This is a genomic window from Rhizobium sp. BK212 (assembly GCF_014197475.1).
GTDB classification, from domain to species: Bacteria; Pseudomonadota; Alphaproteobacteria; order Rhizobiales; family Rhizobiaceae; genus Rhizobium; species Rhizobium anhuiense.
In genome coordinates this window covers 603,260-617,849 of record NZ_JACIFS010000001.1, presented here as the reverse complement: position 1 = coordinate 617,849, position 14,590 = coordinate 603,260, and the positions used below count along the sequence as shown (strand labels likewise).

Here is a 14,590-nt window from a genome sequence, read left to right as displayed (position 1 = left end):
CTCAATGCCCCGCCGGCGGCCCCGGAGGGCCGAACACGATTTGAAACATCCATACGAGGAAACCGTAGCCGCCGACGACACCCACGGCGACCAGAGGCCATATTCCGAATGCAAGGATAAGGAAAGCCAGCACTTCCGCCCGGCGCTTCGCGCGCGGATCGCTCTGCCCCGATGCTTTTTGAAGCAATTCAGACATGACAGGCCCCCAGGCGCGGACGATACCATGCCCAGTCATCCATGACCAGATGACTTGCATTCCACTAGCCTGCTGCCTCCTCTCGCAGGCAGCAGGCTCGCATTGTCGCCGTCATGGAGCGTCGTAAGAAAACGCCTGCACGCAAGTAACTCTAGACCCGGTCGACCTCCTCGAGGCTGTCGAACAGCCGGCGCTGAACATCCCGCTCCTGCCTGCCGATGGCGGTCATCAACTTGCCCATCGTTCCCCGCAGGCCGTGCAACTCGTCGACCAGCTCCATGACGATATCGACGCCGGCTTCGTTGACGCCCATGTTTCCCATGAGGTCCAGGATCAGCCGCGCTCGCGCGACGTCGGCGTCGCGAAATTGCCGTTGGCCGCCTGAGGTCTCGGGGATCAACCAACCCTGTTCGATCCAGAGGTCGAGCTGGTCGATGTCGATTTTCAAGTAAAGACGGAATTCGAGATCATCCATGATCAAGCCTCCATGTTCTTTCTCGGATCATACGAGTTTGCCGTCGCCCATTCCTTCACCAGATCCGTCAGCCGCTCGTTGGGATTGTCAGGCAGCACGATCTTCAGGGAGACATAAACGTCGCCATGTCCGCCGCTGCGTTTTGCAACACCCTTGCCCTTGAGGCGCAGGACCTTGCCGGTGTTCGAATGCGGCGGCAGCGTCAGATTGACCGGCCCAGACGGCGTCGGCACACGAACCTTGCCGCCGAGCACGGCCTCATTGAGCGAGATCGGCAGTTCCAGGCGGATATCGTCGCCGTCTCGCGTGAAGAAGCGGTGCGGGCCTACACGGATTTCGATCAGGGCATCACCCGCCGGACCGCCTCCGATGCCCGGCTCGCCCTTGCCGCGCAGCCGCAAGGTCTGGCCATCGCGCGTTCCCGGCGGGATCTGCACGTCAAGCGCTGGGCCGCCAGGAAGCTTGACCTCGGTCCTGGTGCCGTTGACGGCCTCGAGAAAATCGACCTCCATCGAGAACTGGCGGTCCCGGCCACGACCACGGCTCTGGCCGCCTCCGGCCCGGCGTGAAAAGAAGTTGGCAAAGACATCGTCGGCATCGCCGAAATCGGCAAATCCGGCACTGTTGTGGTAGGGATCGCCAGGGCCGCTCTTCGAGGCATAGTCGCGGTAATAATTGCGCTGCGCCCGCTCGGCGCCTGAAATATCGATCTCGCCGCGGTCGAAACGCCCGCGTTTTTCCTCGTCGCTCAAGATCTCATAAGCGGTTGAAATTTCCTTGAACCGCTCCTCTGCCTTTTTGTCGCCGGGGTTGAGGTCGGGGTGAAGTTTCTTGGCGAGCTTGCGGAACGCGCTTTGAATATCCTTTTGCGTCGCATCCCGTTTCACGCCCAGAAGCTCATAGGGATCCTGGCTCATACATATCTCCTGAGGGCAGCGTATACTGCTGGTTGGCTTGGGGATGATATAGGTTGCCGGGCCGCCGCCGGGGAGGGTAAATTGGTCGCCGGACGATATCAGCGCGACAAAGCCACTGCGGTCACGCCAGCGCAGTGGAGATTAGAACAATGCCACGTCTTCGGCTTGAGACGCCGCGCCCTCATATGCGTGATCTAAACGCCGATCGATGAGAACCGAGCACCCGGCGTGGCGCACGACTTTGTCGACAATCGAGGAGAAGACGTAGTCGGTGATATCGGTCACATGCGACGACAGCAGGATGAGATCGGCCGACTTCTCCCTTGCGACGGAAACGAGCTGGGAAGCGGCAATGCCGATGCGAACCTCGATCGTCGCCAAAATCCCCATTTCCTTGCAGAGCGATGCAAGTTTCTTTTCGGCGTCGACGATGGCGGTCGTTTCGAATGCCTCGGGAAGCTCCGTCAGGTGACGGCGCGGGATATTCTCGATGACATGCATGACGACGATGCTTCCGCCTTCATCCGCCAATGCCGCAGCCCGGCGCAAAAGCCGGATTGCCGTTTGCCTCGAACCCGTGCCGATGCCGCAGATGATTGTTCGATACATTGAAATCCATATCCTCGAATGCGAATGATAGCGCCGATCATACCGGTCTCAACCTTCGCGGCATTGACGAATGTCAAGGAAAGGCCTCGCAACGGTAGCCCTCACAAAACCGCCATTTGCTTAGAACGGGACCTCCGGCTGAATCGTCGCAGTTGACGATATGGCCATCAGCAACAGTTCTAACCCGATGTCGTCACTTATTGAGGTTCACATGCCGCATTTTGCGATTATCGGATCGGGTGCGATGGGAAGCGCTGTCGCCAAACGGCTGATCGACCGCGGCGCCACGGTGCTGACCCATCTCGAGGGCAGAAGCGAGCAGACGATTGCGCGGGCAATGGCAGCCGGCATGGTGCCGGTCGGACGCCAGGAGCTGACAAAGGCCGAGCTGATCCTGTCGATCGTTCCGCCGGCGCAGGCGATCAAGGTCGCCGAATTCGTCGCGGACATATCGTCGAGGATGCCGGCGCCGCCGCCCTTCATCGACCTCAACGCGATTGCGCCAAAAACCATGCAGGCTTTGGCGGCACGGTTCGACGGCAGCGGCGTGGAGGTGCTCGATGGCGCGATCATCGGCGGGCCGCCGGTTCCCGGCAAATCAGGTCCGACCATCTATATCAGCGGCGATCGTGCCGAGCGGAGCCGGCTGCTTGAGGATTGCGGCCTCAGGATCCGCAGGCTCGACGGACCGCTCGGCGCCGCCTCGGCACTGAAGATGTGTTATGCCGGCATCAACAAGGGATTTATCGGCCTCGGCACTGCCATGCTGCTTGCCGCATCGCGTTCGGGTGCTGCCGAAAGCCTGAAAGCCGAACTCTCCGAAAGCCTTCCCGACGTCGACCGCAAGCTGTCGAAATCCATTCCCGACATGTACCCGAAAGCCTATCGATGGGTCGCCGAAATGCAGGAGATTGCCGATTTCCTGGGAGAAGATGATCCGGCGGCGACCATCTTCCGCGGCATGGCGGACCTCTTCTCCAGGATGGCTTCCGACGTGGAGGGCAGCCGTGTTCTTGTCGGTCAGCTGGACGAGATCCTTGGCTCCAGGGAAACCCGCGACGCGATGGTCATGCCATAATGTCGCTGCCGGCGCTGGCAATGGAGGCACCGGCAGCTGGTGTACGGCCGGTCCAAGCCGCGCCTATATCTTCACGAAGTCCTCGACCTGCGCCCTGATCGCGACCTCGGTCGGCAAACGCTCCATCGAACTCGCGCCGTAAAAGCCGTTGCAACCCTTGCAGCGTGCAAGCACATAGGCCGCGTCCGCGGGCATGGCGATCGGCCCGCCATGGCAGAGCACGATGACGTCGTCGCGGATCGACCTTGCGGCATCCGACCATTCGTTGATCTTCTCCACGCATCCATCGAGGGTCAGCGCCGTTTCAGCGCCGATCGCGCCGCCTGTGGTCAGGCCGAGATGGCAGACGACGATGTCGGCGCCGGCTTTGGTCATCGCGATCGCGTCCTCGCTGCTGAAGACATAGGGTGTCGTCAGCATGTCCTTGGCGTTGGCGCGGGCGATAATATCGATTTCCAGATCGAAGCCCATGCCGGTCTCTTCGAGATTGGCGCGAAACGTGCCGTCGATCAGCCCGACGGTCGGGAAGTTCTGGATGCCGGCAAAACCCATTGCCTTCAGCTCGTCGAGGAAGTGATCGGGCAGCATGAAAGGATCGGTGCCGTTGACGCCGGCAAGCACCGGCGTGTGGCGCACGACCGGCAGGACCTCGCGGCCCATCTCCTTGACGATCTCGTTGGCATTGCCATAGGCGAGCAGGCCGGCAAGCGAGCCGCGGCCGGCCATGCGGTAGCGGCCGGAATTATAGATCACGATCAGATCGATGCCGCCGGCCTCTTCGCTCTTGGCGGAAAGGCCGGTGCCGGCGCCACCGCCGATGATCGGCAGGCCTTCGGCGATCTTGCGGCGAAGCTCGCTCAGAATGTCGTTTCTGTCGATGCGGGTCAAAACTCTCTCCTCAGGCATGGATCTCATGGAAGCCGGCAACGAGTGCCGTGGCGAATTCCGGACTGTTGACATGGGCGTCTATCTCGACGAGGCGCCTGTTCGGCGCCTCGCGCCAGCCGCCACGAATGGCAGAAAACAGCGCCTCGTCGGCTTCGGGATCATGGAATGGCTGACCGGCGGCGTCGATCGCTGAAACGCCCTGAAGCGGCAGCAGGAAGCGGACCGGACCCTGCATCTGGTTGAGCCGCTCGACGATGAAAGCGCCGATCCTGCGGTTTTCCTCCGGGGTGGTGCGCATCAGGGTCACCTGTGCATTGTGGACGTGCAGCCTGCGGTCGCGGAAGGGCGCCGGCACGGTGTCCCGCGCGCCGAAATTCACCATATCGACGGCGCCGACCGAGCCGATATAGGGCAGGCCGGTGCGGATAATGGCGCCGAAGCGATCCTCGGTCGCCGGAAAGACGCCACCGATGAGAAGGTCGGGCACCTCCGTCGTCGTCACATCGATTACGCCCTGCAACAGACCGGAATCGGCAAGCTTCTCCATCGACTGGCCACCGACGCCGGTCGCATGGAAGACGTAGATTTCATGCGTCTTGCCGAGCATTTCGCGGAGCTGGGTGACGCAGGAGGTGGTGACGCCGAACATGGTCATGCCGATGCCCGGCCGATCATCGCTGGAGACGGGGATGGGGTTGCGGGCCATGCCGGCCGCCGCATTTGCCGCATTGCCGATTACCTTGCGCGAGATGGCGTTCAAGCCGGCGATGTCGACGACCGAATACATCATGGTGAGATCATTCGGGCCGACATAGGGCGCCACATTGCCCGAGGCGACCGTCGAGACCATCAGTTTCGGCAGGCCGATCGGAAGCGTTCGCATCGCCTCCGTCACCAGCGCGGTATTGCCGGTGCCGCCAAGGCCGAGCACGGCGCCGATGTCGTTGCGCGATTTCAGGAATGCCGTCAGCGCTTTGGCCATGGCCGAAACCGCCGCTCCCCGATCGGTCTGCCCGAGCACGGCCGCAGCGCCCTCAGGATGAAATGCGGCGACGTCACGCGCCTGGACATCGGCGCCGGTGCCTTCCCTAAGCGTGCCGACATCGACCAGAACAGCCTCGGTTCCGGCCGAAAGAACCACCTCCCTGGCGTAGCTCAGTTCAGCACCCTTGGTGTCGCAAGTGCCGACGATATAGACCTTTCCCATTGGTTTTCCTCCCTTTTTGATCGATCTCCGACATTCTCTAGATAAAATTCCCGATTTTGTATTTTCCATATTGTATATTCTTTCGTATATTGCATACTCAAATCACGAATGCCAGACGGAAATGGAGACCGTGAACGCACCGCGCCACCTCACCCTTCGCGAGCGGATTTACGAGGAAATCGTTCGCCTGATCGTCTCCGGCGAGCTGCCGAGCGGCGTCTCGATCGATGAAAAGGAACTGACGGAGCGCCTGCAGGTCAGCCGCACACCGTTTCGCGAAGCGATCGGCACGCTCGCCAAGGAAGGGCTGATCGAGATCAAGCCGTATCGCGGCTTCTTCGTGCGCAGCTTCACGCCGAAGGAGATCGACGATCTCTACGATCTACGCAAGACGCTTGAATGCTTCGCCGTCGAGCTCGCCGTTCCACAGATGAGCGACCGGCACATCGCCGGTTTCGAGCGCATCCTCGATGAGGCGGTGGCGGCACTTCGCCGCGGCGACATGGAGACCTACGGCATTCGCGACAAGGAGTTTCACGAGACCATCGCCGAGCTTTCGGGAAGCGCGCCGTTGATCGAAACGCTGGCGCGGCTCGCGCTGCAGATCCAGATTTGCCGCTCGATCGCCAACGAGAGCCGCGATCTGGCCGAGAGGGCGGCCGAGGAGCGCGATCAGATCCTGCAGGCGTTCCGGGCACGCGACATTACCCGCGCAAAGACCCTGATGCACGCTCATATCAGCGACGTCCAGCAGGCCGTCATGGCTCGGTTTCAGAGGGAAAATCCAGCGCGTTAGCCGGATGAAATGCCAGTGGAGCGAAGGAGAGGGAGGTCTCCTTTTCGACAAGTGAAAAACGTGGCCGTGGAGCGGCCGGAGGAGGGAGCAATGCTGAAATTTCTTGCCCGCAGCACGGCACTGGCGGCGATGATCGCCGCAAGTTCGCTGGCGCATGCCGAAACCCTGAAAATGTGGGGTCCGGAACAGATCACCGAACCGCTGGTGGCCCAGCTATGGAACGGCATCAAGGCCGATTTCGAAAAGGCCAATCTCGGCGTGACCGTCGAATTCATGCCGCCGACCGGGACGATCAGCAACGGCGCGGTGCAGGCGGCCATCCAGTCGGACGCCGGCCCCGACGTGATCCTCACCAACTCCGGCATCGGCCGCATCAGCGTCGTCAAGAACGCCAAGCAGGTCATGCCGCTCACCGAGCAATATGAAAAACGCGGCTGGAAGGACCAGATCTATCCCTGGCTCTACACCGAGCTGAAGGGCCAGTTCGGCGGCGAAATCTATGAGGTTCCCGATGGCCTCGATGCGCTTGGCATCTGGTATCACAAGGATATTTTTGAGCAGGCCGGCTGGAAGATTCCGGCGACCTGGACCGAGTTCGAAGCACTGTTGAAATCGATCGGTGAGACCGGTCTGCAGCCGATCGCCATCGGCCCGCGCACCACCGGCAGTGCCGGCCACCTCTTCGGCAATCTGCTACAATCGGCGAGCGGTAAAGAGGTGATCGGCAAGGCGCTACGCCGCGAAATCGCCTGGGACGATCCTTCGGTCGCCGCCGGCGCCGTCCGGCTACAGAAGCTGGTCGAGGCGGGCGACATCAGGAAGGAAATGGCCGGCCTCGATCTCGATGGCGCCTCCCGCCTCTGGTTCAACAAGCGCGCGGCGATGTTCGTTGCCGGCCCGTGGTTCACCGCCAATGCCCGCAAGGCCGGCTATGACCTCGCCAATGCCGGTTACGCGCCCATGCCTTCCGACATCAAGGGTGCGGCGATACCGACCGGCGGCGTCGGCTGGAGCTGGCTGGTGCCGGTCAACTCCAGACAGCCGGAACTCGCGATGAAATGGATCGACTTCATGCTGTCCGATGCGGTGATGAAGAAGCGCGCGCAGGATCCGGCAAGCACGATGATCTATCCGCGCGAAATCCCGGGCGTCGAGCCGCCGACGCCCGTGCTGAAGGACATCTTCGCGGCTGCCGCCGGCGGCGTCGGCTACAATCCGAGCGTCTATCTGCCCGGCCCGGTACTCGACACCTACTTCCAGGTCATCCAGGGCCTGATCTCCGGCCAGATCGGCGGCGAGGACGGCATGAAGCAGATCCAGGCAAAGATGGCAGAGGCGAAATAGTGGTCATTCCAGAAACGCCCGGAAGCAAGGTCGTGGCTCCTCTCAGGGATGCGCCTGCCGTGGCGGGACATACGGGCGGCCTGTCCGTCCGTATGTCCAAACGCCGGACGACGGGGGCTGCCACATCTGACTCATCCGCTGGCGATGCCCGCACCGCATTGTGGCTGATGGCGCCGGCGCTCGGCCTTTATGCCGTCTTCACCCTGCTGCCGATCGCCGCCACCTTCTGGCTGAGCTTCAACAGTTCAGCCGGCTTCAATACCTCCGCCAGTTTCGTCGGCTTCGACAATTACGCCAAGGCCGCACACGATCCGATCGTCTGGAAGAGCCTCGTCCATACCTTCCTCTGGCTGGCCTATCATGTGGTGATGGCAGGCGGGCTCGGTCTTCTGCTGGCGCTTGCCGTCAGCAGGCTGCGGATCACCCAGGTCTTCTTCCGCACCGCCTTCTTCCTGCCGCATCTGGTGTCGCTGGCGGTGGTCGGCGTCATCTGGGCCAATATCTACGATCCGTTCTTCGGCCTGCTGAATACCGCGCTGACGCGGATCGGGCTCGGCGCCTTCACCCAAGGCTGGCTGTCCGATCCCGCTTTGGTGCTCTTTTCCGTCAATATCGCAAGCTCGTGGCAGGGCTTCGGCCTCTACATGCTGCTCTTCATCGCCGGCCTGCAGAACATCGACCGCTCGCTCTACGACGCGGCCGAAGTGGACGGCGCCAACGCCTTCCAGAAACTGATCTACGTGACGCTGCCGGGGCTTCGTGAGGTGACGACCTTCGTCGTCTCGCTGGCAATGATCAACGGGCTGAAGGGCTTCGCCACGGTCTTCGTCATGACCAATGGCGGGCCGTTCTACCAGAGCGAGCTGATCACCACCTATATCTACCGGCTTGCCTTCCAGTCCCAGGATCACGGGCTTGCGGCGGTACTCTGCATCCTGCTCAGCCTGCTTGCGATCACCATCACCATCGTCTTCAACCGCTGGCGTGCGAGGCTTTCGCAATGAGCGTCCGTCATCGCGAATGGCCGGTGGCGCTGGCCCTGACCCCGGCACTGATCCTGATCCTAGCCCCCTTCGTCTGGCTGGTGGTCTCGAGTTTCAAGACCGAGGCCGAGATCGGCCAGGCCGACCCCTTCACCTGGCCCGCCGACCTGATGTGGCGGAACTATCTGGATGCATGGCAGATCGGCGGGTTCGGCGAACTCGTCGGCAACAGCCTCATCAATCTCATCGGCGTCGTCGCCCTGTCGCTGATCACCTGTGCGCCGGCCGGCTATGCGCTTGCCAAGATCCGTTTTCCCGGCCGGGAATGGCTGTTCTACGCCTTCATCCTCGGCTTGACCGTGCCCGTCCAGGCGATCGTCATCCCGCTCTATCAGGTGCTTTTCGGGCTGAACCTCGTCAACACGCTTGCTGGTATCGTGCTGGTGCAGGTCAGCAACGGCATTCCCTTCGGCATATTCCTGATGCGGAGCTTCTTCATCGGCGTGCCTGATGATCTGATCGAGGCCGCCAAGATCGACGGCGCCTCGCATCTGCAGATCCTCACCAAGGTCTTTCTGCCGATCTCGACGCCGGCGGTGCAGGCGCTCGTCATCATCAGCGCGCTCTCCACCTGGAACGATTTCTTCCTGCCGCTGATCGTGCTGATCAGTCCCGAGGTGCAGACGCTGCCGCTCGGGCTCGTCCGCTTCGCCAGCACCTATGCTTCCGATTACCGCCTGGTTTTTTCCGGGACCGTCATTTCATTCCTGCCGATCATTCTTCTCTACATCCTGATGCAGCGCCGCTTCACCGAGGGGCTAACGCAGGGGGCAATCAAGGGCTGACCATGTCGCATCATGTCCAGCGGGAAATCCGCTACAATTTCGAATTCGATCACCGCATCAAGGCTTGCTTCATCGGCGCCGGCGGTCATGCCTATCGCAATGTCTATCCGGCGCTGCGTTACGCGCCGGTCGAGCTTGCCGGCATCTGCGATCTCGATCTCGGCCGCGCCGAGAAATTCGCAAAACTCTTCGGCGCCGGAAAAGCCTATACCGACCATCGCGAGATGCTCGAACGGGAAAACCCGGAGCTGGTCTTTCTCGTCACCGCCTATCATCCCGACGGCCGGGTGCAGGCGACCGACCTGGCGTTCGACGGGCTTGCATCAGGCGCTCACGTCTGGATGGAAAAGCCGACGGCGGCAAGCCTTGCGGACATCGAAAGGCTGCAGGCGGCAAGTAGCGCGGCCGGCCGCATGGTGATGACCGGCCTGAAGAAGACCTTTTTCCCCACAATCGAAAAGCTCAAGGATCTGATCGGCTCGCCGGGTTTCGGCCGGCTGACCTCGATCAATGTCCGCTATCCCCAGAGCCTGCCGAGCCAGGAAGACCGCGCCGATCTCGTCAAGATGCAGAGCTTTCTCGACCATATCTACCATCCGGGCGCGATCCTCAACTTCCTCGGCGGCGAGATCGAACGGGCTGGTTATGAATGGGAAGCGTCGACGGGCGCGACCGTCACCAGCCTGCGCTTCCGCTCCGGGGCAATCGGCACGTTGCATCTTGCCGCCGGCCAGTCGGGCGGCAGCATCTTCGAGCGGGTCGAAATCATCGGCGAAGGCGCCAACGCCATCGTCGAAAACGGCAGCCGGCTGACCTACTTCCGCAAGGCCGACTTGCCGTCCTATGGCCGTGCCGCGAGCTTCATCCAGCCGGACGAGAATGCGGCGCTGTTCTACGAGCCGGAGCATTCGCTCGGCCAGCTCTACAACAACAACCTGTTTTATCTCGGTTATGTGCCCGAAATCCTGCATCTGACGGATGCGATCCTCTCCGGCACGCCGATAACAAGGGGCACGCTCGAAATCGCCCGCGAGATCATGAGGCTCTTCGAATTCTACAGATGCGCGGATGCCGGCGTCACCACCAATCTCTGACAGGGGAGCGACAGCCTTGACCGATACCGATGTCATATTCAGGAAAGCCGGCGGCGAATTCATGCCGACCAGCTGGGGCGAACTCAACTGGAAGATCACTGGTGACGGCACGCCCGGCGCCGAGATGACCTTCGGCACCTGCCGGATCAATCCCGGCGAGCGCAACCAGCTGCACTCGCATCCCGATTGCGAGGAAATCCTCTACGTCGTTTCCGGCCATTGCGAGCACAAGCTCGGCGATGCGCTCTACCGGCTCGAAGCCGGCGACGCCATCCGGATTCCCCGCAATATCAGGCACTGGGCGCGCGCGCTCGGTACCGAACCGCTCTTCGCCTTGATCATGTTCTCCTCCGGCACTCGCACGGCGGTCAATCATGAGGGCGAGGGCGCGGCCTGAAATCATCCTGTTCTCGTGGGGGAGGGAATATCATGGCGTCGATTGCGCTTCACAACATCCGCAAGTCCTACGGCAACCTGCCGGTCATTCACGGCGTCGACGTCGATATCGAGGATGGTGAATTCATCGTGCTCGTCGGACCGTCCGGCTGCGGCAAGTCCACGCTGCTGCGCATGATCGCCGGCCTGGAAACGATCTCGGGCGGCCGGCTTTCAATCGGCAACCGCATGGTCAACGACCTGCCGTCGAAGGAGCGCGACATTGCCATGGTGTTCCAAAGCTATGCGCTCTATCCGCATCTGACGGTGGCCGAGAATATGGGCTTTTCCCTGAAGCTGCGCGGCACGGCCAAGGACGAGATCGGCCACCGAGTGCAGTCCGCCGCAAAGATCCTGGCGCTGGAACCCTATCTCGACCGCCTTCCGCGTCATCTCTCGGGCGGCCAGCGCCAGCGCGTCGCCATGGGCCGCGCGATCGTGCGCGATCCGAAAGTGTTCCTCTTCGACGAACCGCTTTCCAATCTCGACGCCAAGCTGCGCGTGGCGATGCGCGCCGAGATCAAGGAGCTTCACCAGCGGCTGAAGATCACCACCGTCTATGTCACCCATGACCAGACCGAGGCGATGACCATGGCCGACCGCATCGTCGTGATGCGCGACGGCATTGTCGAACAGATCGGAACCCCGCTGGAAATCTATGATCGCCCCGCAACCACCTTCGTCGCCGGCTTCATCGGCATGCCGGCGATGAACCTGCTCAAGGGCCGCATCCAGGCCGACGCGCCTTCGATCTTTCGCACCGAAAGCGGCGTCGCCATGCCGCTGTCGCTGCGTCCCGGGACGGCCGATCCCGGCGAAGAACTCATCTATGGCATCAGGCCGGAACAGTTCGTCATCGCCGATGATGGAACACCGGCGAAGGTCGTGGTCGTCGAGCCCACAGGCGCGGAAACGCAGGTCGTTGCCCGGATCGAGGGGGCCCGGATCGGGGAAGAAAACGTCAATATGTTGTTTCGCGAGCGCATCGCCGTAAGGCCGGGCGACGCGATCCGCTTCGCCTTGCGGTCTGCCAGCGAACATCTGTTTTCAGCGGCAACAGGCAGGCGTCTTCCCGACGCGGATGCCTGAAGCAGCGGTTTTCTTCAGCTTTGCCAAGACTCTGACGATTGCGTGAAACCGCGCCGACACCTGTGACAAAACCTCATCGCCTCTGCTATGTCAGGAAAAATGCGGCAACCCAACCTGCGCCGCACTCTGTCTGACCAATCCCAGGAGTTTGAAAGATGAGCGGTTCTTCCGATTATACACCCCCGAAGGTCTGGACCTGGAACAAGGCGAATGGCGGCCAGTTCGCCAGCATCAACCGCCCGATCGCGGGAGCGACGCATGACAAGGAACTGCCGATCGGCCGTCATCCGCTGCAGCTCTATTCGCTCGGCACCCCGAACGGCCAGAAGGTCACCATCATGCTCGAGGAACTGCTGGCGCTCGGCCACAGCGGCGCCGAATATGACGCCTGGCTGATCAAGATCGGCGATGGCGACCAGTTCGGCAGCGGCTTCGTCGCGGTCAACCCCAATTCCAAGATCCCGGCGCTGATGGACCGCAGTGGTCCGAAGCCGATCCGTGTCTTCGAATCCGGCGCCATCCTGACCTATCTCGCCGAGAAGTTCGGCGCCTTCCTGCCGACCGAGCCAGCCGACCGCGCCGAATGCCTGTCCTGGCTGTTCTGGCAGATGGGAAGCGCCCCCTATCTCGGCGGCGGCTTCGGCCATTTCTACGCCTATGCGCCTGTCAAGATCGAATATGCGATCGACCGCTTCGCCATGGAGGTGAAGCGGCAGCTCGACGTGCTCGATCGTCGCCTTGCCGAAAGCGAGTATCTGGCGGGCAGCCAATATACGATCGCCGATATTGCCGTCTGGCCCTGGTATGGCGGCTTGGTGAAGGGCTGGACCTACGGCGCGGCCGAGTTTCTGCAGGTCGAGGACTATAAGAACGTGCTGCGCTGGGCCGACGCCATTCATAGCAGGCCGGCCGTGCAACGCGGCCGGATGGTCAACCGCCTCTCCGGCGAGCCCGCAAGCCAGTTGCACGAGCGCCACGACGCCAGCGACTTCGACACCAGGACGCAGGACAAGCTCGCGGCCGCCGAGTAGCAAGCGGCCTCATCCACGTGTCGCAGCAATAAATGAGGCTCCGCCGCCTTTACGGCGGCGGAGCATTTGCATGCTGCCCGAACTCAGTTCTTGACCGTATCTTCCAGGAAAAAACGGCCGAGCGGGTTCTGGTAGAAGTTCTCGATATTCTTGCGCGAGACGTTGATATAGGGGCTGTAATAGAGGTCGATCCAGTTGACGTCGTCCTTCGCCATCTTCTGCAATTCGACATACATCTGTTCGCGCTTCTTCGGGTCGAGCTCGAGACGAGCCTTGGCCACCAGTTCTTTCACCGCCTCGTTCTTGTAATTGGTCGAGTAGTTGTTGTTGGAATCGTGGCCGAGGACGAAGGTGGTCTTCTGGTCCGGATCGAGAATGTCGTTGGTCCAGTAGTTGACAGAGACGTCGTAGTCGCCGGCAACGATCATGTCCCATTCCTGGCTCGGGTCGACCTTCTGCAGATTGGCGGTGATGCCGGCCTTCTGCAGCTGCTGCTGGACGAGCACGGCCGTCTGTTCGTCGACTTCGTCGCCGGCGCGCACCAGATAGTTCAGCGTCAGGTCGGAGGCGCCGGCAGCAGCCAGCATCTCCTTTGCCTTTTCGGGATCATAAGGCCGCTGCAGATTGTCGGCATAGTAATAGAGCGCGCCCTTCGGAACGTAGGAATTGGCGACCGTGCCCTGGCCGAAGGTGACGGTATCGACGATCGCCTTCTTGTCGATCGCAAGATCCAGCGCCTGGCGGACTTCCTTCTTGCCGAGCGCGCCATGCGCATGGTTGATCAGAAGATGATCCTCGCGGGTCGAGGCATCGATATCGACGTTGAGGTTCGGGTCCTTCTTCAGCTCCTCGACGCGGGAGAAGGGAACGAAGATCGCCGTGTCCAGCTCGCCGGCCTGAACGTTCAGCATGCGGGTGTTGTCGTCGGGCACCGAGATCCACTCGACGCCGTCGAGCTTGACGCGGTCGGCCTGCCAGAAGTTCGGGTTCTTCTTCAGAATGACGCGGTCGCCGCGCCGCCATTCCTCGACCACGAAGGCGCCGGATGCGATCGGCTTCTCGCCGTAGGCATCGGCACCCAGCGTTTCCATGCCCTTCTTGGAGATGACGGAGGCATTCGGCAGCGCCAGCGTCGAAAGGAACGGCGCAGACGGGTTCTTGAGCTTGATCGTCAGCGTGTGCGCGTCGGTCGCGACCGCCGTATCGATCACCTTGTAGGAATCGCTCCAGAGCGAGGCGGGGTCGTCGCGGATGCGCAGCAGGCTGTAGGCGGCATCTTCCGCGGTCAGCGGCGAACCGTCGGAGAATTTCGCGTCGCGGATCTTGAACGTGTAGGTCAACCCGTCATCCGAAGCGGTCCAGCTTTCGGCAAGGCCCGGCTCCAGTTTCGTGCCTGTCTTGTCGACGCGGATCAGCACGTCGTAGACGTTGGAGAATACCCAGTTGTCGATGTTCTGCGCGGTTTTGATCGGATCGAATGTCGTCGAATCCTCGCGGCGGCCGATGGTCAGCACACCGGCGGCTTCGGCATAACTTGCACTGAGCGTCAGGCCGGCGAGCAAGGCTGCAAGCCCGATTGATTTCCACCTGTTTGTCATGAATT

General features: G+C 61.6%; 16 protein-coding genes. 9 read left to right on the top strand and 7 right to left on the bottom strand.

Annotated features, from left to right (window positions below):
• Position 1: 1 nt before the first annotated feature.
• From napE to FHT79_RS02965, 4 genes are all read right to left on the bottom strand, one after another.
• Positions 2-196, bottom strand: a complete 195-nt coding sequence (gene napE, locus FHT79_RS02980) for a periplasmic nitrate reductase, NapE protein (RefSeq protein ID WP_097544073.1) — start codon at positions 194-196, stop codon at positions 2-4.
• 151 nt (positions 197-347) lie between these two features.
• Positions 348-671, bottom strand: coding sequence for a chaperone modulator CbpM (locus FHT79_RS02975; protein WP_097594764.1), 324 nt, complete (start codon positions 669-671; stop codon positions 348-350).
• A gap of 2 nt (positions 672-673) precedes the next feature.
• Positions 674-1,588 carry a J domain-containing protein gene (locus tag FHT79_RS02970; protein ID WP_097543982.1) on the bottom strand — a complete coding sequence of 305 codons (915 nt, stop codon included), beginning with the start codon at positions 1,586-1,588 and terminating at the stop codon, positions 674-676.
• A gap of 141 nt (positions 1,589-1,729) precedes the next feature.
• Complete coding sequence (locus tag FHT79_RS02965) at positions 1,730-2,197, bottom strand: universal stress protein (RefSeq protein ID WP_097543981.1); 468 nt, start codon at positions 2,195-2,197, stop codon at positions 1,730-1,732.
• A gap of 160 nt (positions 2,198-2,357) precedes the next feature.
• Between FHT79_RS02965 and FHT79_RS02960 the strand changes: the two genes are divergently transcribed.
• The gene (locus FHT79_RS02960; protein ID WP_097543980.1) at positions 2,358-3,275 is read left to right on the top strand and encodes an NAD(P)-dependent oxidoreductase; all 918 of its coding nucleotides are present in this window, start codon (positions 2,358-2,360) and stop codon (positions 3,273-3,275) included.
• Positions 3,276-3,338: 63 nt separating this feature from the next.
• On the opposite strand, the gene FHT79_RS02955 is transcribed toward FHT79_RS02960, so the two are convergent.
• Together FHT79_RS02955 and FHT79_RS02950 are read right to left on the bottom strand one after the other, a co-directional pair.
• Complete coding sequence (locus tag FHT79_RS02955; RefSeq protein ID WP_206114557.1) at positions 3,339-4,163, bottom strand: phosphoenolpyruvate hydrolase family protein; 825 nt, start codon at positions 4,161-4,163, stop codon at positions 3,339-3,341.
• 10 nt (positions 4,164-4,173) lie between these two features.
• Complete coding sequence (locus FHT79_RS02950; RefSeq protein ID WP_097543978.1) at positions 4,174-5,370, bottom strand: Tm-1-like ATP-binding domain-containing protein; 1,197 nt, start codon at positions 5,368-5,370, stop codon at positions 4,174-4,176.
• A 130-nt stretch (positions 5,371-5,500) separates the two neighbouring features.
• On the opposite strand from FHT79_RS02950, the gene FHT79_RS02945 reads away from it, so the two are divergent.
• The 8 genes from FHT79_RS02945 (at position 5,501) to yghU (ending at position 12,987) form a co-directional block, all read left to right on the top strand.
• Entirely contained in the window at positions 5,501-6,166 is a 666-nt protein-coding gene (locus tag FHT79_RS02945) for a GntR family transcriptional regulator (RefSeq protein ID WP_063476151.1), read from the top strand.
• A 90-nt stretch (positions 6,167-6,256) separates the two neighbouring features.
• Positions 6,257-7,510 (top strand): extracellular solute-binding protein, encoded by a 1,254-nt coding sequence (locus FHT79_RS02940; protein ID WP_097543977.1) that lies wholly within the window; start codon positions 6,257-6,259, stop codon positions 7,508-7,510.
• Positions 7,510-8,514, top strand: a complete 1,005-nt coding sequence (locus FHT79_RS02935) for a sugar ABC transporter permease (protein WP_245294600.1) — start codon at positions 7,510-7,512, stop codon at positions 8,512-8,514. The genes FHT79_RS02940 and FHT79_RS02935 overlap by 1 nt, the downstream gene beginning before the upstream one ends.
• Positions 8,511-9,338 carry a carbohydrate ABC transporter permease gene (locus FHT79_RS02930; protein ID WP_063476153.1) on the top strand — a complete coding sequence of 276 codons (828 nt, stop codon included), beginning with the start codon at positions 8,511-8,513 and terminating at the stop codon, positions 9,336-9,338. Before FHT79_RS02935 ends, FHT79_RS02930 begins: the two co-directional genes overlap by 4 nt.
• A 2-nt stretch (positions 9,339-9,340) precedes the next feature.
• Positions 9,341-10,432: a Gfo/Idh/MocA family oxidoreductase gene (locus FHT79_RS02925; protein ID WP_097543976.1), complete on the top strand. Its 1,092-nt coding sequence runs from the start codon at positions 9,341-9,343 to the stop codon at positions 10,430-10,432.
• 16 nt (positions 10,433-10,448) lie between these two features.
• On the top strand, positions 10,449-10,829 hold the full coding sequence (locus tag FHT79_RS02920) for a cupin domain-containing protein (RefSeq protein WP_097543975.1): 381 nt from the start codon (positions 10,449-10,451) through the stop codon (positions 10,827-10,829).
• Positions 10,830-10,861: 32 nt separating this feature from the next.
• The gene (ugpC, locus tag FHT79_RS02915) at positions 10,862-11,956 is read left to right on the top strand and encodes a sn-glycerol-3-phosphate ABC transporter ATP-binding protein UgpC (protein WP_132573459.1); all 1,095 of its coding nucleotides are present in this window, start codon (positions 10,862-10,864) and stop codon (positions 11,954-11,956) included.
• Positions 11,957-12,111: 155 nt separating this feature from the next.
• Positions 12,112-12,987: a glutathione-dependent disulfide-bond oxidoreductase gene (gene yghU, locus FHT79_RS02910; protein WP_063476155.1), complete on the top strand. Its 876-nt coding sequence runs from the start codon at positions 12,112-12,114 to the stop codon at positions 12,985-12,987.
• Between the two features lie 83 nt (positions 12,988-13,070).
• Here yghU and FHT79_RS02905 read toward each other — a convergent pair whose 3' ends face one another.
• A complete protein-coding gene (locus FHT79_RS02905) occupies positions 13,071-14,585 on the bottom strand; it encodes an ABC transporter substrate-binding protein (protein ID WP_047613196.1) in 1,515 nt (504 codons plus the stop codon).
• Positions 14,586-14,590: the final 5 nt, after the last annotated feature.